This is a genomic window from Klebsiella sp. RCJ4, from assembly GCF_009025755.1.
In the GTDB taxonomy this organism is placed as follows: domain Bacteria; phylum Pseudomonadota; class Gammaproteobacteria; order Enterobacterales; family Enterobacteriaceae; genus Klebsiella; species Klebsiella michiganensis.
In genome coordinates this window covers 204,888-227,616 of the sequence record NZ_WCIN01000046.1, presented here as the reverse complement: position 1 = coordinate 227,616, position 22,729 = coordinate 204,888, and the positions used below count along the sequence as shown (strand labels likewise).

Genomic DNA, 22,729 nt, shown 5'->3' with positions numbered 1-22,729 from the left:
TCGCTGGCCGGTTAGTTTCGCAGGAGGAGATACATTGAACAAGCGGAGAAAACTGAATAAAAAAAGGCCCGACGAGCGGGCCAGTTTTTCGATGAGCATTGACGTCAGCAAAGGCGCGGCGTCAGGCGCGCATCACACCCTTTTAAAGATTAGCGAGCCGTTAGTGCCGCCGAAGCCGAAGGAGTTACACAGGGTATACTCCAGATCGCTAACCTGACGCGCTTCGTGCGGAACGAAGTCCAGATCGCAACCGTCATCCGGGTTATCCAGGTTGATGGTTGGCGGAACGGCGCCATCGCGCAGCGCGAGGATGGAGTAGATAGACTCTACTGCGCCCGCGGCGCCCAGCAGGTGGCCGGTCATTGACTTAGTCGAGCTGACCATGACGCGGCTGGCAGCGTCACCGAAGACGGATTTCACCGCCTGCGCTTCTGCTTTATCGCCTGCCGGCGTAGAGGTGCCGTGGGCGTTGACGTAGCCAATCTGGCTAGCTTCAATGCCAGCATCGCGAATGGCGTTCACCATCGCCAGCGCGGCTCCAGCACCATCTTCCGGTGGCGAAGTCATATGGTAGGCATCGCTGCTCATACCAAAGCCGACGATTTCCGCATAGATTTTCGCGCCGCGTTTTTTCGCGTGCTCATACTCTTCCAGCACGACCATGCCGGCGCCGTCGCCGAGCACGAAACCGTCACGCTCTTTATCCCATGGACGGCTTGCCGCCTGCGGGTTGTCATTGCGCGTGGACAGCGCGCGCGCTGCACCAAAGCCGCCTACGCCCAGCGGGGTACTGGCTTTTTCCGCACCACCGGCGACCATTGCGTCAGCATCACCATAGGCGATAACGCGCGCGGCGTGACCAATGTTGTGTACGCCAGAAGTGCAGGCGGTTGCGATGGAAATGCTTGGTCCACGCAGACCAAACATGATGGTCAGATGCCCGGCCACCATGTTAACGATTGTGGAAGGAACAAAGAACGGGCTGATCTTACGCGGTCCGCCTTTTACCAGCGAACTGTGGTTTTCTTCGATCAGGCCAAGCCCGCCAATACCGGAACCAATAGCGGCACCGATGCGGGTAGCATTCTCTTCCGTCACTTCAAGGCCAGAATCCTGCATGGCCTGAATGCCAGCGACAATTCCATATTGAATGAAGGCGTCCATCTTGCGCTGTTCTTTGCGCGAGATGAAGTCATCACAGTTAAAATCCTTTACTAAGCCAGCAAATTTCGTTGCATAGGCGCTAGTATCGAAATGGTCGATCAGGCTGATGCCACTCTGACCGGCAAGGAGAGCTTTCCAGGTAGACTCTACGGTATTGCCGACAGGAGACAACATGCCCAGTCCGGTCACAACTACACGACGCTTAGACACGGTTGTCCTCCAGGGAGGGAAAATAGATTCTTGTGGGACAAAATATAGATAAAACTCAGGCGGTCGAATGACCGCCTGGAGATGTTCACTTACGCCTGGTGGCCGTTGATGTAATCAATGGCAGCCTGAACAGTAGTGATTTTCTCAGCTTCTTCGTCCGGAATCTCAGTATCAAACTCTTCTTCCAGAGCCATTACCAGCTCAACGGTGTCAAGAGAATCAGCGCCCAGGTCTTCAACGAAGGAAGCATTGTTGGTAACTTCTTCCTGCTTAACGCCCAGCTGTTCGCCGATAATTTTCTTAACGCGTTCTTCGATAGTGCTCATACTCTTAAATTTCCTATCAAAACTCGCTTTCGCGATGGTTTTCGTAGTGTATAAAATGTTGAAAAATTTGCAACTAAATCCCGGCAGGTCTTACCACGATTTTACGCTATTTTGCGGCTGTTTGCCCTCATAACGCAAATCATTTTGTACAAAACATTACGGTGAACCGCACAGACTGCGCGGTTCCTGAGCGTTTTGCACAAATCTCGGTCAGACCATATACATTCCGCCGTTGACGTGCAGAGTTTCACCGGTGATGTAACTCGCTTCGTCAGAGGCTAAAAATGCCACCGCGCTGGCGATTTCATTTGGAGAGCCTAAGCGCCCCGCAGGAACTGCCGCCAGCGTACCCGCACGCTGCTCATCGGTCAGCGCACGCGTCATGTCCGTTTCAATAAAGCCCGGAGCAACAACGTTTACAGTAATACCGCGGGACGCAACTTCGCGAGCCAGTGATTTACTGAAGCCAATCAGACCCGCTTTCGCCGCAGCGTAGTTGGCCTGACCCGCATTTCCCATGGTACCAACCACAGAACCGATAGTGATAATACGTCCATGACGCTTTTTCATCATAGCGCGCATTACCGCTTTTGACAGACGGAAAACAGATGACAGGTTGGTTTCGATAATATCGTTCCACTCATCATCTTTCATGCGCATTAACAGGTTATCACGAGTAATCCCGGCATTGTTCACCAGGATATCAACTTCACCAAATTCTGCGCGAATATTTCCCAGAACAGATTCGATAGATGCAGGATCGGTCACATTCAGCAGCAGACCTTTACCGTTAGCACCTAAATATTCGCTGATCGCCTGCGCGCCGCTCTCGCTGGTCGCAGTACCGATAACTTTCGCGCCACGGGCAACGAGCGTTTCAGCGATTGCGCGGCCAATCCCGCGACTTGCACCGGTAACCAGCGCGATTTTTCCTTCAAAACTCATGGTTTTCCTCTTTTATTGCTCAAGCGCCGCAGACATCGCCGCCGGCTCGTTAAGCGCGGAAGCGGTCAGGGTGTCAACAATACGTTTAGTCAGACCGGTGAGGACTTTACCCGGACCAACTTCATACAGATGCTCTACGCCCTGTGATGCCATAAACTCAACGGTTTTGGTCCACTGAACCGGACTATACAGCTGGCGAACCAGGGCATCACGGATAGCATCAGGCGCCGTTTCACTTTTCACGTCGACGTTGTTTACCACCGCAATCGTCGGCGCGTTAAAGGTGATTTTCTGCAGCTCAACCGCCAGTTTTTCCGCCGCCGGCTTCATCAGCGCGCAGTGGGACGGTACGCTGACCGGCAGCGGCAGGGCACGTTTCGCACCCGCAGCCTTACAGGCGGCTCCCGCGCGCTCGACGGCCTCTTTGTTACCCGCAATAACCACCTGTCCTGGCGAGTTAAAGTTTACCGGAGAAACCACCTGCCCTTCAGCAGATTCTTCGCAGGCTTTGGCAATCGCAGCGTCGTCAAGCCCGATGATCGCGGACATCGCACCGGTACCTTCCGGTACCGCTTCCTGCATAAACCTGCCGCGCATCTCAACCAGGCGGACGGCATCAGCAAAATCGATAACGCCTGCGCATACCAGCGCAGAGTATTCGCCGAGGCTGTGGCCCGCCAGCAAAGCGGGCGCTTTACCGCCCTGCTGCTGCCAGACGCGATACAGCGCTACGGAGGCGGTCAGCAGAGCCGGCTGCGTCTGCCAGGTTTTGTTCAACTCTTCCGCCGGGCCCTGCTGTGCAAGCGCCCACAGATCGTAACCCAACGCCGCAGAGGCTTCACGGAACGTCTCTTCAATGACCGGGTAAGCGGCCGCCATATCTGACAGCATCCCGACACTCTGAGAGCCCTGTCCCGGGAACACAAAAGCAAATTGCGCCATGTTTAAATCCTTATCCTAAAAACGAACCAGCGCGGAACCCCAGGTGAAACCACCACCGAAGGCTTCCAGCAGAATAAGCTGACCACGTTGAATGCGGCCATCGCGAACGGCTTCATCCAGCGCACAGGGAACAGATGCCGCCGACGTATTGCCGTGTCTGTCGAGCGTGACGACCACGTTGTCCATCGACATGCCCAGCTTCTTCGCCGTGGCGCTGATAATACGCAGGTTGGCCTGATGCGGCACCAGCCAGTCAAGCGCAGAGCGCTCGAGGTTGTTCGCAGCTAAAGTCTCGTCCACGATGTGCGCCAGCTCGGTTACCGCCACCTTAAAGACTTCATTACCCGCCATCGTCAGATAGATGGGGTTTTCCGGTTCGACGCGATCGGCGTTCGGCAGCGTCAGCAGCGAGCCGTAGCTGCCATCCGCGTGCAGATGGGTGGAGATGATGCCCGGCTCTTCAGAAGCACCCAGCACCACGGCACCGGCGCCATCGCCAAAAATAATAATGGTTCCGCGATCGGCAGGATCGCAGGTGCGCGCCAGCACGTCAGCGCCGATCACCAGCGCGTAATCCACCGCACCGTTTTTTACGTATTGATCGGCAACGCTAAGCGCGTAGGTGAACCCCGCGCAGGCCGCAGCGACGTCAAACGCCGGGCAGCCTTTAATACCCAACATTGATTGAATCTGGCATGCCGAGCTAGGAAACGCATGGGTACCGGAGGTGGTCGCAACAATAATCAGACCAATTTGCTCCGGCTTGACGCCCGCCATGTCCAGCGCATTCTTAGCGGCTTCAAGGCCCATCGTAGCAACTGTTTCATTCGGTGCGGCAATACGACGCTCGCGGATACCGGTACGAGTAACAATCCACTCGTCAGACGTATCGACCATATTTTCCAGTTCAGCGTTCGTACGCACGTGCTCAGGCAGATAGCTGCCGGTACCAATAATCTTCGTATACATGTACGCTCAGTCACTCTTGGGTAATATACCGGGTTAACTCAAACTGCGAGGCGTCAGTCGTTGCCGGTCATCCGGGTTTGAGGCCGGGAATTTCCGCTTCTGCCGCCTTCAGGCAATTCGAAACCTGCAGGGTATAAAGATTCCAGGCGAGCGGCAATTCGCTGAGGAACCTGCCGCTGCACAGCCTGCACTGCCTGCTCTATCGCGACGCAAAAAGCGCGCTGATTGGCAGCCCCATGACTTTTAATCACGGAACCGCGTAATCCTAACAGACAGGCACCATTATACTGGTCGGGGTTGAGGTGACTGAATCGCCTCGACAGGCTTTTTTGTAACCAACGCTTTAATAAAAGCAGCCACCACGACCTTTTTTTCCCCTCTCCCTGTGATTTCAACAGTGAAAGGAACATTCTGACAACACCTTCCATCGTTTTTAATGTGACGTTGCCCGTGAATCCATCACAAACCAAAACATCCGTCTTGCCCGTCAACAATTCGTTGGCTTCCAGATACCCAATATAGTTGAGGGTTGGCAGAGTCTTCAAAACCGCCGCCGCGTCGCGAATGCTGCTGAGACCTTTCATCTCTTCTTCGCCGATATTCAGAAGCGCAACGCGGGGATCCTTAATACCGATCGCTTCTTCGGCAAGAACCGCCCCCATGATGGCAAACTGCACCAGCATTGTGCTATCGCAATCCACGTTAGCGCCTAAATCCAGCACCACCGTTTTGCCCTTCAGCTGATGCGGCAACATAGTAACCAGCGCAGGGCGCTCAATCCCCTCAATGGGCTTAAGCAGCAGCTTCGCCAGCCCCATCAGCGCTCCGGTATTACCCGCACTGACGCAGGCCTCCGCCCGCCCTTCTTTCACTAACTCAAGCGCAATGCGCATTGAGCTACCGCGACTGGCGCGAATCGCTTGCGCGGGTCGAGCATCACTGGCAATAACTGACTGCGCAGGGATAACCTGCAGACGTGAACGTTGTTCAAAATCAGCTTTGGCAAGTAATGGCGCGATAGTGTCGGGATCGCCGACTAAAAGAAGTGTGAGTTGTGAATTAGAGTTCAGTGCCTGCAATGCTGCAGGCACTGTCACGGAAGGGCCAAAATCCCCGCCCATGACATCTAACGCCAGGGTTAGACGTGTCAAGGTATCGTCGCTGCTCGGTTCGGTTATTCCCCAGTTACCCGGGGAGATCCTCACTAAGCTTCATCACGCTTTTACTCTTCGTCTTTCACGCGGCAAGTGCGTTGACTGCGCTCGTTCACACCAGTCACATAGTGAGCTATGCTCCTGGTGCTTCTCTCGCTTGCGTCTTCTTGCAACGCGAAATCCATGGAGTAATGCGTGATTACTTAGCGATAACCTTGCGACCGCGGTAGAAACCGTCGGCAGTGATGTGGTGACGCAGGTGTTTTTCACCAGAAGCTTTGTCTACAGACAGGCTGGTGACTGCGGTCAGCGCGTCATGGGAACGACGCATGCCACGTTTGGAACGGGTTGGTTTATTCTGTTGTACGGCCATGGACCTTACTCCTCAATTACTTATGCTTTAAGCTGGCTAATACGGCAAATGGATTTGGTTTTTGTGCCTCTTCAGGCAGTTCACCAAAGACCATGTCCGCGTCGGACACTTCACAGTGTTCAGAATCATGCACCGGAACTACGGGCAAGGCGAGGATGATTTCATCTTCAACCAGCGCCAGCAGATCGATTTCACCGAATTCGTTAACCTCAATCGGCTCATACGCTTCCGGCAGTGCTTCGGCCTGTTCGTCATTTCTGACGGGGCTGAAACAATACGTTGTGTGAACATGATGGGGGAACGGTTTCCCGCAACGCTGACATTCGAGGGTTACCGACACTGTCGCATCGCCGCTTAAAACGGCAAGACGCTGGTTATCGATAGCGAACGACATGCTGCATTCCACATCGCTGTCCACGCTGACAACAGAATCAGCGACACGCACAGCCTGATCACGGGTATAGATACCTTGGTAATCTAAGCGTTTTTGAGCCGTGCGAACCGGATCGAGAGTCAGGGGTAATTTTACCTTTTGCATAGGGCGCGCATATTAACTTTGTAACGTCATAGAGTCAAAGAAAAAGGCAGCCTCAGGTTGCCTTTTGCCATTTATTCGCACACATTGCGGCGCATAGTTTAAAATGATGCTCTGCGAAGCGCTATATGTGGATGAAAAAATATGTCTGAACTAATCCTCGCGTCAACCTCGCCGTGGCGGCGAATGCTGCTGGAAAAACTGTCGGTGCCTTTTGAATGCGCTGCGCCGAACGTTGATGAAACCCCGCTGCCCGGCGAACCTGCCCGCCAGCTGGTGATGCGTCTGGCGCAGGCAAAGGCGCAGGCCCTTGCCGCACGCTACCCAAAGCACCTCATTATAGGCTCCGATCAGGTTTGTGTCCTGGACGGTGAAATTACCGGCAAACCGCATACGGAAGAAAACGCCCATCGCCAGCTGAGAAAGGCCAGCGGCACCATCGTCACGTTCTATACCGGCCTGGCGCTGTACAATTCCGCCAACGGTCATCTACAAACGGAATGCGAACCTTTCGACGTTCATTTCCGCCGTTTAAGCGACCAGGAAATTGAGAGCTATATCCGCAAGGAAAACCCGCTGCAGTGCGCCGGAAGCTTTAAAAGCGAAGGTTTAGGCATCACGCTATTCGAACGGCTTGAGGGGCGAGATCCCAACGCGCTGGTCGGTTTGCCGCTCATTGCCCTGTGCCAGATGCTGCGCCGGGAAGCGTTGAATCCCCTGCTCACGTAAACATGATAAAGGCCTCCCGATCCCACGCGGTCTCTTCCTGAGGCCGCGTGCCGCCGCTTTACAACGCGTTTTACCCGCTGCCCAACGGAGCAGAGCAGGTTTACCCCAACTTAATTAATGCATCGCCTGTCACAGTTTATTTTACCCGCGCCATTAGAATCCATTATGAAACGTTGTTTTATTTTTAAATGGAGCCACTATGCCAACCCGCGCTACGCTTTTGACCCTCACCCTGCTGGCCGCCGCCGGCGTTAATGCCCATGACTGGCAGCGCCAGGGCATCGTAGAGGGCAATCTCCCCGCCTCCTGGCAGCAGCTGAAAGCGCAGATGACCTACCCGGACTCGTGGCTCTCTGGCCACTACCGTGATTTTGAGCAATGGCGACAGCAGGCCCGTACGCTGCTTCGGCAGTCTCTGCTAACCCCGGCGTCGACACTCCCCTTCGCGCCGCAAACGCTGATAAGAGAAAATCGAGGCGCGTATACCGCCGAGAAGCTGGCCTTCAACGTAACCGACGATAACAGGATTGCCGCGCTGATGTTGACGCCAAATTCCCCCGGCCCTCACCCGGCAATTGTTCTGCTGCACGACCATGGCTCAAAGTTTGATATCGGTAAGGAGAAGCTAATCCGTCCGTGGAACGACGCCGCACGGCTGGCCAGCGCCGAGGCGTGGGCGGATAAATTTTTCAGCGGTCGGTTTATCGGCGATGAACTGGCGCAGCGCGGCTATGTCGTCATCGCCATTGATAGCCCGGGTTGGGGGGACCGAGGGCCGATGGTCTACGAGCAGCAGCAGGCCCTCGCCAGCAACTACTTTAACCTGGGGCGCTCGCTGGCAGGTGAAGTTGCCTATGAAGATCTGCGTACCGTCGATTTCCTCAGCACTTTAAAAACGGTTGATAGTCAACGCATTGGGGTCGTGGGTTTCTCAATGGGCGGTTTTCGCGCCTGGCAGCTGGCCGCCCTGTCTGACAAAGTCGCCGCGACTGCGGTTATCTCCTGGTTTGGAACCTGGAACGGCCTGATGCAGCCTGGCAACAACGTTTTGCGCGGCCAGTCGGCGTTTTATATGCTTCACCCTGGCTTATCCGGACGCCTCGATATTCCCGATATCGCCAGCATTGCCGCGCCAAAACCGATGCTTATTTACAGCGGCGGACAAGATAAGCTCTTCCCGGCGGAAGCCGTTAACGACGCCTTCGCAAAAGTGCATAAAGTGTGGGCGTCGCAAAACGCGCAGGATAAGCTGGAAACAAAAACGTGGCCGGAACTGGGCCACGTTTTTAATCAACAACAGCAGGATGAAGTTTTCCCCTGGCTTGCCAGGTGGCTCAAACCCTGAGCCTGAGCGCGGTCATTTCGCGTTACGCAAGACCTGCAGGCAGCGCTTAAGCTGATTATCTAAGGGGGCTTCAATGCGCATAATCTCCCCGCTACCCGGATGGGTAAACTTCAGCGCCGCCGCATGCAGAAACAGCCGGTTAAGGCCGGTGCCCGCCAGCTGCTTATCAAATTCACGGTCGCCGTAGCGGTCGTCAAAAGCAATAGGGTGGCCGGCGTATTGCGTATGCACGCGGATTTGATGCGTACGACCGGTCACCGGGCTGCAGCGCACCAGCGTCGCATGGGTATAACGCTCTTCAACTTTAAAGCGCGTCTCCGACGGTTTCCCCTCCTGGTTAACCCGCACAATGCGCTCACCGCTCTGCAGAATATTTTTCAGCAGCGGCGCCTGCACCACTTTAGTATGCGACTGCCACTGCCCGCGCACCAGCGCCAGGTAATCCTTCTGCATTCCTTTGTCGCGCAGCTGCTCGTGCAGGGAACGCAGCGCGGAGCGCTTTTTGGCGACCAGCAGCACGCCGGAGGTGTCGCGATCCAGGCGATGCACCAGCTCCAGGAAACGCGCTTCCGGACGCAGCGCGCGCAGACCTTCAATTACGCCAAAGCTCAATCCGCTGCCGCCGTGTACCGCCGTTCCGGAAGGCTTGTTAAGCACCAGGATATGATCGTCTTCATATAAAATCACATCGGCCAGCGCGGCTACTTTTTGCAGGTGTGGAGAGACCGCCTCTTCTTCTTTCTCAGAGACGCGAACCGGCGGGATGCGCACTTCGTCGCCGGCTTCCAGCTTATATTCCGGCTTCACGCGCTTTTTGTTAACCCGCACCTCGCCTTTACGCAAGATGCGATAAATCATGCTCTTCGGTACGCCCTTCAGCTGCGTACGCAAAAAGTTGTCGATACGTTGCCCGGCTTCATCATCAGCAATGGCAACCATTTTTACGCTTGGGATCTCAGTTTTCATGGTGCGCGATTCTAAATAGCCCGACGCATTAGCGCCACTCATTTTTATATGCTTATATTTATCATCATCCGGATTTCACAGTACGCTTCATCATCGTTTTGTTTGTTATTAGAACAATCTGTATACGCGGGTGAAAAAACTGTGAGTAACCGGGTGATAAAAGGTGAAAGTCAACTTGCTATAACGAGCTTAGCAATGGAATAATGATGCAGTATTCCGTGCTGAAACTTGTTAGAACAAGAAATTAGCGGAATGACCAATTTTGTCTGACCGATCATCAACGCAGCAATGGCGTAAGACGTATTGATCTTTCAGACAGTTAGCGGGCTGCGGGTTGCAGTCCTTACCGGTACAGGCTCTATGGATTTCACGTCGCAGGAAGGCGTTCACACTGGGATATCCCGGCGCTCATCTGGATCAAATGATTAAGGTGAGCAGGTTAAGCCGCCACGCCTGCTGCATGAAAAACGATGGGTATAAATGGAATCTTCTCTGGTGATACATCCCAGGCAGTTCCCCTGATAAGTGCGCTGTGTTTCCGTTTGAAATACAGGCGACCGACACTCTGCGCCTCTTAAGCGCGCGACAGCCGTGAGGTTGGCGACGTGAAACAGACACGAGGCCATCGGTTTTCCCCGGTAAGGCGTTACTCTGCCCGTAGCTTAGTCGTCAATGTAAGAATAATGAGTAAGTTACGATGAAAAGAATGTTAATCAACGCAACTCAGCAGGAAGAGTTGCGCGTCGCCCTTGTTGATGGGCAGCGCCTGTACGACCTGGATATCGAAAGCCCCGGGCACGAACAGAAAAAAGCGAACATCTACAAAGGCAAAATCACTCGTATTGAACCTAGCCTCGAAGCCGCATTTGTTGATTATGGTGCCGAGCGTCATGGTTTCCTCCCTCTCAAAGAAATTGCCCGCGAATACTTCCCTGCCAACTACAATTCTCACGGTCGTCCAAACATCAAGGACGTGCTGCGTGAAGGCCAGGAAGTGATTGTCCAGATCGATAAAGAAGAGCGTGGCAATAAAGGCGCCGCGCTGACCACCTTTATCAGCCTGGCGGGTAGCTATCTGGTGCTGATGCCGAATAACCCACGCGCTGGCGGTATTTCACGCCGCATCGAGGGTGACGATCGCACCGAACTCAAAGAAGCGCTGGCCAGCCTTGAGCTGCCGGACGGCATGGGACTTATCGTTCGCACCGCTGGCGTCGGCAAATCCGCCGAAGCGCTGCAGTGGGACTTAAGCTTCCGCCTGAAGCACTGGGAAGCCATCCAGAAAGCCGCAGACAGCCGCCCTGCTCCGTTCCTGATCCATCAGGAAAGCAACGTCATCGTGCGCGCTTTCCGCGACTATCTGCGTCAGGATATCGGCGAAATCCTTATCGACAACCCGAAGGTGCTTGAGCTGGCTCGCCAGCACATTGCGGCGCTGGGTCGTCCGGATTTCAGCAGCAAAATCAAACTGTACACCGGGGAAATCCCGCTGTTCAGCCACTATCAAATCGAATCGCAGATTGAGTCCGCTTTCCAGCGTGAAGTGCGTCTGCCTTCCGGCGGTTCTATCGTTATCGACAGCACCGAAGCGCTGACCGCTATCGATATCAACTCCGCACGCGCCACCCGCGGCGGCGACATCGAAGAAACGGCGTTTAATACCAACCTTGAAGCAGCCGATGAAATCGCTCGTCAGCTGCGTCTGCGCGACCTTGGCGGCCTGATCGTTATCGACTTCATCGATATGACCCCGGTTCGCCACCAGCGTGCGGTAGAAAACCGCCTGCGCGAAGCCGTCCGTCAGGACAGAGCGCGCATCCAGATCAGCCATATTTCCCGCTTTGGACTGCTGGAGATGTCGCGTCAGCGCCTGAGCCCGTCGCTCGGGGAGTCCAGCCATCACGTCTGCCCGCGCTGTAGCGGAACGGGTACCGTGCGCGATAACGAATCGCTGTCGCTTTCTATTCTGCGTTTGATCGAAGAAGAAGCGCTGAAAGAGAACACCAAAGAAGTTCACGCTATCGTACCGGTGCCGATTGCCTCTTACCTGCTGAACGAAAAACGTGCCGCGGTAAGCGCGATTGAAACCCGTCAGGCCGATGTGCGCGTTATTATCGTGCCAAACGACCAGATGGAAACGCCGCACTACTCTGTTCTGCGCGTGCGTAAAGGCGAAGAGACCTCCACGCTGAGCTATCTGCTGCCGAAACTGCACGAAGAAGAGATGGCCATGCCTTCTGATGAAGAGCCAGCCGAGCGTAAACTCCCGGAACAACCGGCGCTGGCTGCTTTTGTCATGCCTGACGCGCCTCCGGCTCCGGCCCAGGAAGAGCCGGCCAGAGCCGCGGCTACCGTTGCGCCTGCCGCATCCGCACCGAAGGCGGCAGCGCCGGCGCAGCCTGGCCTGGTTGCCCGCTTCTTCAGCGCGCTGAAAAAAGTGTTCTCCAGCGAGGAAGAGACTAAACCGGCGGAAGTTCAGGTTGAGAAAAAAGCGGAAGAGAAATCCGAGCGTCAGCAGGAGCGTCGTAAACCGCGTTCCAACAACCGCCGCGATCGCAATGACCGCCGCGACAACCGGGATAATCGCGATAGCCGCGAGAACCGCGATAGTCGTGCCGAGAACAGCGAAGGCCGCGAGTCTCGTGAAGAAAACCGCCGCAACCGTCGTGAGAAGCAGCAGCAGAACGCTGAGCCGCGCGAAATCCGCCAGACAACGGTCGAAGATAGCGAAAAAGGCAAAGCGCGCGACGAGCAGCAGCCGCGCCGCGAACGTAATCGCCGTCGTAACGATGATAAACGTCAGGTTCAGCAGGAAGCCAAAGCGCAAACCCGCGAAGAGCCGGTTGTTCAGGAGAGCGAGCAGGAAGAGCGCGTGCAGACGATGCCGCGTCGTAAACCTCGCCAGCTGGCGCAGAAGGTGCGTATTGAATCTGCTGCCGCTGAACAGGCTGTCGAGCCGGTAGCCGCGCCTCAGGTCGCCGAAGCGCCGGTCGTCCAGCCGGAAGCCGCAGCGCCGCGCACTGAACTGGCGAAAGTCGACCTGCCGGCGGTTGTTGAAACCACTGCGGAACATGATGAGAACGGTGAAGCCCGCGAATCTAACGGTATGCCGCGTCGTTCACGTCGTTCCCCTCGTCACCTGCGCGTCAGCGGCCAGCGCCGTCGTCGCTACCGTGATGAGCGTTACCCGACGCAATCCCCGATGCCGCTGACCGTAGCCTGCGCATCGCCGGAAATGGCGTCTGGTAAAGTGTGGATCCGCTACCCGGTCGTTCGCCCTCAGGACCAGCAGCAGGAAGACGTGCAGGTTCAGGAGTTCTCAACCACTGCGGCTGAGCCCGTCGTCGCGCCAGTGGCTGCCGCTGAGCCGGCTGTCTCTGACGTCATTGCCCCGGCTGTCGCCGCAGAAAGCGCAGTCGAGCCAGTGGCCACTACCGAGCCTGTGGCGGTGATTAACGAACCTGAAGTTCCGGTCGTAGAAACCACGCATCCGGAGGCTATCGCCGCCCCGGTTGATGAACAGCCGCAGCTGATTGCCGAAGCCGATGAAGCCGTGGCCGAAGAAGTTGTCGCAGAAGCCGTTGACGTCGTTGCGCAAGAAGCTGTCGAACCGGAAGCTGCGGTCGCTGAACCTGTGGCGGTTGAAGAGACGGCGGTGGTTGTTGAGGAAGCGCCTGTTGTTTCCGAACCGGTGGTTGAACCTGCACCAGCGGCGGAGCCGGTCGTTGCGACTCAACCTGTTGTCACGGCTGCGCCGGTCGTTAAGGTCGCCAATCGTCACGCCACGGCGCCGATGACCCGCGCCCCAGCGCCAGACTACGTACCTGAAGCGCCTCGTCAAAGCGAGTGGGTTCGCCCGAACTTTGATTTTGACGGCAAAGGTTCTGCTGGCGGTCATAGCGCCACGCACAAAGCCGCTGCCGGACCTACCCGTCCGCAGCCCGTAGAGTAACGTCACCTCGACAAGACCGGCCCCCGCGCCGGTCTTTTTTTATTCCCCTTCCGGACGCTGCATCCCCGCAATCTGCGGCATGACCTCACGCATCAGATCGAGAAACTTACGCAACCGCGTCGGATAGTAGCGCGCCCAGGGATACACCAGGTGTACCGGCAGCGGTGAGGCTCGCCACTGCGGGAACAGTTCCACCAGCCGCCCGGCGGCAATATCGTCCGCTACCGCCCAGCTCGACACAATCGCCGCGCCCAGCCCCGCCAGCGCGGTATTACGCGCCACATGCACGCTATCGGTACTCAGACACGGCGCGATGGCAAAGGTAATAAGCTGCTCATCCACCTGCGACTGCAGCCTCACCTCATGCTGATAGAACGTGCTGATGGCTATCCACGGCAGCAACGACATCTCCTGCGGCGCGCTTAACGGCGGCAAGTTCGCCAGCAGCGATGGGGAGGCCACCACGCTGCGGGGAACCTCGGCCAGCAGTACCGATACCGTAGCCGGATCCACCTCAGCCCCCACGCGAATCGCGCAGTCGATACCATCGCTCAGAAAATCGACCGTCTTATCGTTCAGCATCCATTCAACCGCCAGCTGGGGATAGCGCTGCAAAAAATCCACCAGCGGCCCCAGCAGCTGTTGCTGACCAAACGCATGCGGGGCCCGCACCCTTAAAATCCCCACCGGCCGGTCATCGGTGATCCGCAGGTCGTCCTCCAGCGCCAGCCAGGCATCGACGACCTGGCGGGCATGCTGATAACAGCGCTCACCGTCATCGGTCAGCTTCATCGCGTGAGTCGTGCGCAGAATCAGCTTTGCGCCAAGCAGCCCCTCCAGAGACTGAAGCCGTCGACTTACCGTCGCCTGGGTCGTATTCATCTGTACCGCGGCGGCGGAGAGAGAGCCGGCCTCCACGATACGAATGAACGTACGCATCAGTTCGATACGATCTATACGCTCTTGCTTCTTCATTTATATTTTGCCTATACGTTTAGCGTATAACCGTTTTACCACCGGGCTATCTACCGCGCCAGCCGGATTACGGGAAAAATAGCGCCATCGCTTCTAAGAGGAATCCACCATGACACCAACTCCACTCACCTCCCGCACCGCCGGGTGGGTCATTTTCATCCTTGCGCTGGGCGCGGGCTTCAGCGTCGCCTCAATCTATTACGCGCAACCGCTGCTGCCGCTGATGGGGGCTAACCTCCATTTGAGCGTTGAGGGTATGGGTCTGGTTCCGACCCTGACCCAGGCCGGCTACGCGCTGGGCATACTTTTCCTTCTCCCGCTTGGCGACCGCCACGACCGCAGAAAGCTGATCCTGATGAAAAGCGCCGCGCTGGCCGTCCTGTTGCTGCTCTGCAGCCTTACCGGTCAGCTAAGCTCCCTGCTGATTGTCAGCCTGCTTATCGGTATGGCCGCGACCATGGCGCAGGATATCGTACCGGCAGCCGCGATTCTGGCTCCCGCGGGCAAGCAGGGGAAAATGGTGGGTACGGTGATGACCGGCCTGCTGCTGGGGATCCTGCTGTCGCGAACCGTTAGTGGTCTGGTGGGGGCGCTATTCGGCTGGCGGGTAATGTATCAGGCGGCTGCGGTCAGCATTGCGATGATTGGCGTGGTGATGTGGCGCGTGCTGCCGCGCTTCGAAATTCACTCAACCCTCAGCTACCCGCAGCTGATGAAATCGATGGCGCATCTGTGGAAACGCTATCCGGCACTGCGTCGCGCCGCATTCGCCCAGGGATTCCTCTCTATCGCCTTTAGTGCCTTCTGGTCTACGCTTGCGGTCATGCTGTTGGCGCACTATCAGATGGGCAGCGCGGTAGCCGGTGGCTTCGGTATTGCAGGGGCTGCCGGGGCGCTTGCCGCACCGCTGGCCGGCGGCCTGGCCGACAAGTTCGGCGCAGAAAAAGTCACGCAAATGGGCGCGGCGCTGGTGACGGTTTCGTTTGCCCTGATGTTTTTGCTGCCTGCGCTACCGCCGCATGGTCAGCTAATCCTGATTGCCATCTCGGCCGTCGGTTTTGACCTGGGGCTGCAATCCAGCCTCGTAGCGCACCAGAACCTGGTGTATGGCCTGGAGCCGCAGGCGCGCGGACGCCTCAATGCGCTGCTGTTCACCGGCGTGTTTATTGGGATGTCGCTGGGTTCAGTACTGGGAAGCAAACTGTATGTGATCGCAGGCTGGAGCGGCGTGGTGACCCTCGCCGTCGTAACCGGTGCGATTGCCCTTGGGATCCGCCTGCTGGAAAGCGCCAGGGTCGTATCGACGCAGCGAACCGCCAGATAAAGAGCGAACCGTCAGGTAAAAAAAGCCGCTGTGCAATTCCTGCAGAGCGGCTTTTCTTTCATCAGAACAACTCAAACCGTGCGACGAGCAAACTCTTTCACGCGAAAGCCCAGCAGCAGCAGCGTCGCGAAATAGGCGACAACGCCGGCCACCACGACCACCATCAAGCGCAGCAGGCGGAACGGCATCGTCCCCTGCGACCACTCCGGCATCAGGTACATCACGCCCAGCAGCGCCGCTGACATAATAATCACCGCGATGACCAGGCGCAGCAGGAACAGGAACCAGCCCGGCTGAGGCGTAAAAATTTTCTGTTTCCGCAGCTGCCAGTAGAGCAGCGCGGCGTTCAGGCAGGCGGCCAGACCAATCGACAACGACAGACCAGCGTGCTTCAGGGGGCCAATAAAGGCGAGGTTCATCACCTGCGTCATGATCAGCGTGACGATGGCAATTTTCACCGGCGTTTTAATGTCCTGCCGCGAATAGAATCCGGGAGCCAGCACCTTCACGACGATGAGCCCCATCAGCCCGACAGAATATGCCACCAGCGCGCGCTGGGTCATCGCGGCATCAAAAGCGGTAAATTTCCCGTACTGGAATAACGCGACCGTCAGCGGCTTGGCCAGGATCCCTAATGCCACCGCGCTCGGTAGCGCAAGCAGGAAGCACAGGCGTAATCCCCAGTCCATCAAACGGCAATATTCATCGTGATTGCCGCTGGCGAAGCTTTTAGACAGCGAAGGCAGCAAAATGGTCCCCAGCGCCACGCCCAGTACGCCGGACGGAAACTCCATCAGACGATCGGCGTAGTACATCCACGATACGGAGCCGGAAACGAGGAATGAGGCAAAAATCGTGTTAATGATCAGCGAGATTTGGCTGACGGAGACGCCGAGAATCGCCGGGCCCATCTGTTTTACCACCCGCACTGCGCCAGCATCTTTAAGGTTGACCCGCGGCAGCACCAGCATGCCGATTTTTTTCAGATGCGGCAGCTGCCAGGCGAGCTGCAAAATACCGCCAACCGTTACCGCCCACGCCATTGCCAGCATCGGCGGATTAAAATAGGGCGCGGCAAACAGCGCAAAACCAATCATGCTGACGTTCAGGAAGGTCGGGGCAAAAGCAGGCACCGAAAAGCGGTTCCAGGTATTCAGGATGGCGCCCACGAGTGAAGCCAGGGAGATCAACAGAATATAGGGAAAAGTGATGCGCAAAAGCTGCGTGGTCAGGGCGAACTTTTCGGGCGTATTGGCAAATCCCGGCGCGGTGATAGTAATCACCCACGGTGCCGCCAGCAAACCGGCGACGGTGACCAGCGCCAGCACCAGCGTCAGCAGCCCCGAAACATAGGCGACGAAAACCCGGGTCGCATCTTCACCCTGCTTGCTTTTATACTCCGCCAGAATCGGCACAAAAGCCTGTGAGAAAGCGCCTTCAGCAAAAATACGCCGTAAAAGGTTCGGGAGTTTAAAAGCAACGAAGAAGGCGTCGGTGGCCATCCCCGCGCCAAAAATACGCGCCACAATCGCATCGCGCGCAAAGCCCAGCACGCGCGAGAACATGGTCATCGAACTGACGGCCGCCAGTGATTTTAAAAGATTCATTAACGTGTTATTCCACAACCCTGGAGTAAAACGCCCGCAAATGCGGGCGCTGGAAAGTGGCGATAGTCTACCGGGTTCATAATGAATTACTACTGTCAGTTGTTACAACGGATTATTCGCTCATCGCTTCGCGCCACAGTTTCTCTATAACGCGCTGAGCAAGCAGCGCCTGCTCGCCGGACGTTTCAGGAACCGTCTGATTTTGCACGCATTCGATAAAATGCCGCGCGCAGCCGGTAAATCCACGCTGCTCAAGGGTGGTCTGCCAGCCAGGGATCGGGCGCTGGATCACTCCGCGTCCCCGCTCCTCCTGCCACTCCCGCATGTCCCGGACTTCATATAATCCGCCGTCGGTCACCGCCTGTACCCACTCCCGCTGGCTTCCGGCGCGGCGGTGCATACTGGTGGTTATCTGCATCATTCCGCAACTGAAATGGTGTTCGGCATACAGCATCTCCCCTTGAGCGGTGGTGTGCAGCGTACCGCCGTTTAAACGCGCTTTATCGCCCGCCAGCCATAGCGCGGTATCGACGACGTGCAGATAGTCATCCAACAGCGTGAAGCGCAGATCGTGGCCCACGCTGTCGCTACGGTGCTTATCCATCCGCAGCGACGCAGCGCTCCCGAGCTGGGCCTTCAGCTCGCGATAGAGGGGGGCAAAACGGCGGTTAAACCCGACCATTAGCGTGAGATGACGGCGAGCGGCCAGCTCAACCAGCGCCTCCGCATCGCTGAGTTTATCCGCCAGCGGTTTATCAACGCAGACATGCACTCCGGCATTGAGCAGGCGGGAAACCACTTCATAATGTGAAGCCGTTGAAGTATGCACGAATACGGCATCACACTGCGCCGCCAGCTGTTCCAGAGAATCCGCATAGGGAATACGCCAGGTTTCACAGATACGCAGCGCTTTCTCTTTCCCGGGCGACCACGCCGCCTGTAGCGTCCAGTCATCGGCGGCCCCCAGCACCGGTAACCACGCCTTTTGCGCGATACCGCCCAGGCCAACCACTCCTATACGTAGTTTCGCCGACATGCTTAATCTCCCAGGTGAGCCAGCAGTGAATCGAGACGCGCTTTCAGCTCGGCAACTTCCGCCTCCAGCGCCTCAACGCGCATCTGAAGATCGTCGCCGGGCGGCGACACGGCCTCCACGACGGTAATCAGTGAATCCATATCATCGCAGAACAGATGCATATAGCGGCTTTCACGCTTGCCAGGCTCCCGCGGCAGACGCGCAACGTAGGGGCCATCTTCTCGCGAAGCCAGGTTTTCGAGGACGCTTTCAACCTCGGCCATATCGCTGAATTCATGCATTCGCTGCGCGCGACCGCGGAGTTCGCCAGGCGTCTGCGCCCCGCGCAGCAGCAGTGTGGTCACGATAGCGACTTCCGCCGGCGTGAATTTCAGATCGCCGAATTCAGAGTTGCAGAAGCGTTGTTCATACTTGGTCACCCGATTGCCGAAACCGCTGACCGTACGCAAATAATGGCGCTTGACTAGCGTATCGAGCAGATCCTGAACTTCACTTTCGCTGAGCGACATTACCGGTTCACGGTTTGTTTTCTGGTTACAGGCGGTGACCACCGCGTTGACCGACAGGGGGTACTGCTCCGGCGTGGTGACCTGCTTTTCCAGCAGGCAGCCAATGACCCGCGCCTCATGCGCGGTTAACTGATATTTCATGATGTCTCCTTAGCGACCCGGGGTCCAGTCCGGTGTCTTCAACGCCGTCAGTACGTGATCGCGCCACTGCCCATCAATGAGCAGGTAATCTTTGGCGTAACCCTCTTTTTCAAAGCCCAGACGCGCCAGCAAATCGCCGCTGCGCTGATTATGCGGCATATAGTTTGCCATTATGCGATGGATATGTTGCGTGCGCTGCATATAGCGAATGGCCGACGTCAGCGCTTCATACATCAGCCCCTGCCCTTGCCATTTCTCCCCGATGGAGTAGCCGAGATAGCAGGCATGAAACGATCCGCGCACCACGTTCGAAAAATTCGCCACGCCGATGATCTCTTTTTCTTCCGGGTCAAGCAGAGCAAAATAGAACGCCGAGCCCTGCTTATGAAACTCAGAAATCATCGATAAACGCGCCTGCCAGCCGGAAGGATAACAGTGGCTGTCATCGCGCACCGGTTCCCAGGGTTTTAAGAACCCTTTATTTTCCGCGTAATAATCGGCCAGACGCCAGGCGTCACGATCGTGCACCAGCCGAACCACCAGCCGGTCCGTCGTCAAACGCACCTTCGGTACGTTACTGCGATAGCCAAACATTCCCCTCTCCTGTTCCCCTGACGCAATACTTGCTGACTTTACTATACCTGTCCTGCACGGCGGTGTGAAAACAGCAACATACCATTTTCTGCACCATCTCTGCTTTTCGATGAATAGCCTCTATCGTTCTTGCATTTTGATAAAAAAATATTGTCGCGAGCGCGCTGGGAAAATAGCCATTAACCCCGCAAAATGTCAGAGCTTATTCTTATTTTTCCCTGGAGGGGAAATGTCCCGCGTATCGCAGGCAAGGAGCCTGGGTAAATATTTCCTGTTAGTCGATAACATGCTGGTCGTACTCGGCTTTTTCGTTGTGTTCCCGCTTATCTCCATTCGCTTTGTCGACCAGATGGGGTGGGCTGCGCTGATGGTCGGGATTGCGCTCGGCCTGCGTCAGCTGGTGCAGCAAGGCTTAGGAATATTTGGCGGCGCCATTGCCGACCGTTTTGGCGCCAAGCCGATGATCGTTACCGGTATGCTGATGCGCGCGGCCGGCTTCGCAGCGATGGCCGTCGCTCATGAACCCTGGGTGCTGTGGCTCTCCTGTATTCTTTCAGGCCTCGGCGGCACGCTGTTCGATCCCCCGCGGGCGGCGCTGGTGGTCAAGCTGGTACGCCCGCACCAGCGCGGACGTTTCTTCTCTATCCTGATGATGCAGGACAGCGCAGGAGCGGTGATCGGCGCGCTGCTGGGCAGCTGGCTGCTGCAATATGATTTTCGCCTGGTGTGCAGCGCCGGGGCGGCGCTGTTTATCGCCTGTGCGGCATTCAACGCCTGGTATCTTCCCGCATGGAAGCTGTCGACGGTCAAAACGCCGGTTCGTGAAGGACTGGGGCGCGTGCTGCGCGACAAACGCTTTGTCACCTATGTGCTGACGCTGACCGGGTATTACATGCTGGCGGTGCAGGTGATGCTGATGCTGCCGATTATGGTTAATGATATTGCGGGTTCTCCGGCGGCGGTCAAATGGATGTACGCCATTGAAGCGACCATTTCGCTAACGCTGCTGTATCCGATTGCCCGCTGGAGCGAAAAGCGTTTTCGCCTGGAGCAGCGCCTGATGGCCGGCCTGCTGATCATGACGCTCGCGATGATGCCAATTGGCCTGAGCAGCAATTTGCAGCAGCTGTTTACGCTGATCTGCGTATTTTATATGGGGTCAATCATCGCTGAACCCGCGCGTGAAACGCTGGGGGCGTCGCTGGCGGATGCCAGAGCGCGCGGCAGCTATATGGGCTTTAGCCGGTTAGGCCTGGCCTTCGGCGGCGCTTTCGGCTACGCAGGCGGCGGCTGGCTGTTCGATGCCGGTAAGGCCGTCGGTCAGCCTGAACTGCCGTGGCTGATGCTGGGCATTATCGGCCTCGCGACGTTTATTGCGCTGTGGTGGCAGTTCAGTCCAAAACGTTCGGCCTCTGGAATGCTGGAGCCGCGAACCTGATTTGCCGGGCCTTCGTTTCTCCTCCATACTGAATTGAGGATGTTCAGCAACAATGGAGGAGAAACGTGAAGTTATATATCTACGATCACTGCCCGTTCTGCCTTAAAGCCCGCATGATTTTCGGCCTGAAAAATATCCCCGTCGAACTGATTGTGCTCCTGAACGATGATGAATTAACCCCCACCCGAATGATCGGCCAGAAAATGGCGCCAATCCTGCAAAAAGACGATAGCCGCTATATGCCGGAAAGCATGGATATCGTGCACTATGTCGATAAGCTGGACGGCAAACCGCTCCTTACCGGCCCGCGTAATCCGGCGGTGGAAACCTGGCTGCGGAAGGTCAACGGCTACGCGAACCGCCTGCTGATCCCCCGCTTTGCCAAATCCGCGTTTGATGAATTCGCCACGCCAGAGGCGCGCGCCTATTTTGTGAAAAAGAAAGAGGCGGCTATCGGCAGCTTTGCCGACCATCTTGCCCATTCTCCCGGTCTGGTGAAGAACATCAGCGACGATCTGCGGGCGCTGGATAAACTGATTGTCCAGCCAAACGCCGTCAACGGAGAACTCTCTGAAGATGATATTCAGCTCTTTCCTCTGCTGAGGAATCTGACGCTGGTTGCCGGCGTGAACTGGCCGAGTCGGGTGGCCGCCTATCGTGACAACATGGCCAAACAGACGCAGATCAACCTGCTTTCCTCAATGGCTATTTAACCTCAAGGCAGCGGATGGTTTGGCCCTTCGCTGCCGAACGCCTCTTTTTCAGTCTTTTCCGCTAGCACCTCCTGCGCTGGCGGGCCATGCTGCTTTGTGTCAGGATGAACCCATGGCATGACATTAAGGAATCCAATGAAAAAGATGTTTATCGCAGCCGCACTTATCGTTAGCGGCCTGCTTAGCGCCTGTAATCAGCTCACGCAATATTCCGTGAGCGAGCAGGAAATCAATCAGGCGCTGCAGAAACGTAACCACTTCGCTAAGGATATTGGCCTGCCAGGCGTAGCGGATGCCCATATTGAACTGCAAAATCTTACCAGCGCTATTGGCCGTGAAGAACCAAACAAAGTCACGTTAAGCGGCGTGGCCAATTTAGATCTGAATTCACTTTTCGGGAACCAGAAAGCGACCATCGATCTGAAGCTCAAAGCGCTGCCGGCTTTCAATAAAGAAAAGGGGGCCATTTTCTTGCAGGAGATGGAAGTCGTCGATGCGAAAGTTCAGCCGGAAAAGCTCCAGTCTGTCGTACAGACGCTGATCCCTTACCTGAATCAGTCCCTGCGTAGCTACTTCAATCAGCAGCCTGCCTACGTCCTGCGCGAGGATGCCAGCACCGGTGAAGCGCTGGCGAAAAAGTATGCTAAAGGGATTGAAGTGAAGCCCGGCGAGATTATTATCCCGTTCACCAACTGATAGCTCGGGCGCTGAAGCGCCCGATTTTTTACGGAAGTTGATGCAAAGGAAAACGTTTACGCTTATCCTTAGTGCCCGGCAAAAAC

21 protein-coding genes are annotated in these 22,729 nt (G+C 56.4%); 7 read left to right on the top strand and 14 right to left on the bottom strand.

Going from position 1 to position 22,729, the window contains the following annotated elements; translation table 11 throughout:
• Positions 1-132: 132 nt before the first annotated feature.
• The 8 genes from fabF to yceD form a co-directional block, all read right to left on the bottom strand.
• Positions 133-1,374 (bottom strand): beta-ketoacyl-ACP synthase II, encoded by a 1,242-nt coding sequence (gene fabF / locus F8562_RS26940; protein WP_071886325.1) that lies wholly within the window; start codon positions 1,372-1,374, stop codon positions 133-135.
• Positions 1,375-1,463: 89 nt separating this feature from the next.
• Positions 1,464-1,700: an acyl carrier protein gene (acpP, locus tag F8562_RS26935; protein ID WP_000103754.1), complete on the bottom strand. Its 237-nt coding sequence runs from the start codon at positions 1,698-1,700 to the stop codon at positions 1,464-1,466.
• Positions 1,701-1,910: 210 nt separating this feature from the next.
• Positions 1,911-2,645, bottom strand: a complete 735-nt coding sequence (gene fabG / locus F8562_RS26930; protein WP_014838089.1) for a 3-oxoacyl-ACP reductase FabG — start codon at positions 2,643-2,645, stop codon at positions 1,911-1,913.
• Positions 2,646-2,657: 12 nt separating this feature from the next.
• Positions 2,658-3,587 carry an ACP S-malonyltransferase gene (fabD, locus tag F8562_RS26925; protein ID WP_032719690.1) on the bottom strand — a complete coding sequence of 310 codons (930 nt, stop codon included), beginning with the start codon at positions 3,585-3,587 and terminating at the stop codon, positions 2,658-2,660.
• A 15-nt stretch (positions 3,588-3,602) separates the two neighbouring features.
• Entirely contained in the window at positions 3,603-4,556 is a 954-nt protein-coding gene (locus tag F8562_RS26920) for a beta-ketoacyl-ACP synthase III (RefSeq protein ID WP_014228840.1), read from the bottom strand.
• Positions 4,557-4,609: 53 nt separating this feature from the next.
• A complete protein-coding gene (gene plsX, locus F8562_RS26915; RefSeq protein ID WP_071846169.1) occupies positions 4,610-5,707 on the bottom strand; it encodes a phosphate acyltransferase PlsX in 1,098 nt (365 codons plus the stop codon).
• Positions 5,708-5,909: 202 nt separating this feature from the next.
• Positions 5,910-6,083 carry a 50S ribosomal protein L32 gene (gene rpmF / locus F8562_RS26910; protein ID WP_004101077.1) on the bottom strand — a complete coding sequence of 58 codons (174 nt, stop codon included), beginning with the start codon at positions 6,081-6,083 and terminating at the stop codon, positions 5,910-5,912.
• Between the two features lie 16 nt (positions 6,084-6,099).
• Entirely contained in the window at positions 6,100-6,621 is a 522-nt protein-coding gene (gene yceD, locus F8562_RS26905) for a 23S rRNA accumulation protein YceD (RefSeq protein WP_004849895.1), read from the bottom strand.
• Positions 6,622-6,762: 141 nt separating this feature from the next.
• Here yceD and F8562_RS26900 point away from each other — a divergent pair, with 141 nt between their 5' ends.
• Both F8562_RS26900 and F8562_RS26895 read left to right on the top strand, forming a co-directional pair.
• On the top strand, positions 6,763-7,347 hold the full coding sequence (locus tag F8562_RS26900; protein ID WP_014838086.1) for a Maf family protein: 585 nt from the start codon (positions 6,763-6,765) through the stop codon (positions 7,345-7,347).
• 199 nt (positions 7,348-7,546) lie between these two features.
• The gene (locus F8562_RS26895) at positions 7,547-8,692 is read left to right on the top strand and encodes a dienelactone hydrolase family protein (protein WP_014838085.1); all 1,146 of its coding nucleotides are present in this window, start codon (positions 7,547-7,549) and stop codon (positions 8,690-8,692) included.
• 12 nt (positions 8,693-8,704) lie between these two features.
• Here F8562_RS26895 and rluC read toward each other — a convergent pair whose 3' ends face one another.
• Positions 8,705-9,658 carry a 23S rRNA pseudouridine(955/2504/2580) synthase RluC gene (gene rluC / locus F8562_RS26890; RefSeq protein ID WP_014228836.1) on the bottom strand — a complete coding sequence of 318 codons (954 nt, stop codon included), beginning with the start codon at positions 9,656-9,658 and terminating at the stop codon, positions 8,705-8,707.
• A gap of 697 nt (positions 9,659-10,355) precedes the next feature.
• Here rluC and rne point away from each other — a divergent pair.
• Positions 10,356-13,610: a ribonuclease E gene (rne, locus tag F8562_RS26885; protein WP_014838084.1), complete on the top strand. Its 3,255-nt coding sequence runs from the start codon at positions 10,356-10,358 to the stop codon at positions 13,608-13,610.
• 39 nt (positions 13,611-13,649) lie between these two features.
• Here rne and F8562_RS26880 read toward each other — a convergent pair whose 3' ends face one another.
• Complete coding sequence (locus F8562_RS26880; protein WP_004849886.1) at positions 13,650-14,585, bottom strand: LysR family transcriptional regulator; 936 nt, start codon at positions 14,583-14,585, stop codon at positions 13,650-13,652.
• A gap of 109 nt (positions 14,586-14,694) precedes the next feature.
• On the opposite strand from F8562_RS26880, the gene F8562_RS26875 reads away from it, so the two are divergent.
• Positions 14,695-15,909, top strand: coding sequence for an MFS transporter (locus F8562_RS26875; RefSeq protein ID WP_014838083.1), 1,215 nt, complete (start codon positions 14,695-14,697; stop codon positions 15,907-15,909).
• A 71-nt stretch (positions 15,910-15,980) separates the two neighbouring features.
• Here F8562_RS26875 and murJ read toward each other — a convergent pair whose 3' ends face one another.
• From murJ to rimJ, 4 genes are all read right to left on the bottom strand, one after another.
• The gene (murJ, locus tag F8562_RS26870) at positions 15,981-17,516 is read right to left on the bottom strand and encodes a murein biosynthesis integral membrane protein MurJ (protein WP_014838082.1); all 1,536 of its coding nucleotides are present in this window, start codon (positions 17,514-17,516) and stop codon (positions 15,981-15,983) included.
• 112 nt (positions 17,517-17,628) lie between these two features.
• Positions 17,629-18,552: a Gfo/Idh/MocA family protein gene (locus F8562_RS26865; protein WP_014228832.1), complete on the bottom strand. Its 924-nt coding sequence runs from the start codon at positions 18,550-18,552 to the stop codon at positions 17,629-17,631.
• Between the two features lie 2 nt (positions 18,553-18,554).
• Complete coding sequence (locus F8562_RS26860; protein WP_014228831.1) at positions 18,555-19,202, bottom strand: YceH family protein; 648 nt, start codon at positions 19,200-19,202, stop codon at positions 18,555-18,557.
• A 9-nt stretch (positions 19,203-19,211) separates the two neighbouring features.
• Positions 19,212-19,796 (bottom strand): ribosomal protein S5-alanine N-acetyltransferase, encoded by a 585-nt coding sequence (rimJ, locus tag F8562_RS26855; protein WP_014838081.1) that lies wholly within the window; start codon positions 19,794-19,796, stop codon positions 19,212-19,214.
• 229 nt (positions 19,797-20,025) lie between these two features.
• Here rimJ and mdtH point away from each other — a divergent pair, with 229 nt between their 5' ends.
• From mdtH to F8562_RS26840, 3 genes are all read left to right on the top strand, one after another.
• Positions 20,026-21,234 (top strand): multidrug efflux MFS transporter MdtH, encoded by a 1,209-nt coding sequence (gene mdtH / locus F8562_RS26850; protein WP_004849878.1) that lies wholly within the window; start codon positions 20,026-20,028, stop codon positions 21,232-21,234.
• 65 nt (positions 21,235-21,299) lie between these two features.
• Positions 21,300-21,947 (top strand): glutaredoxin 2, encoded by a 648-nt coding sequence (gene grxB, locus F8562_RS26845; protein ID WP_004849875.1) that lies wholly within the window; start codon positions 21,300-21,302, stop codon positions 21,945-21,947.
• A 135-nt stretch (positions 21,948-22,082) separates the two neighbouring features.
• Complete coding sequence (locus tag F8562_RS26840; RefSeq protein WP_004849873.1) at positions 22,083-22,643, top strand: lipoprotein; 561 nt, start codon at positions 22,083-22,085, stop codon at positions 22,641-22,643.
• Positions 22,644-22,729: the final 86 nt, after the last annotated feature.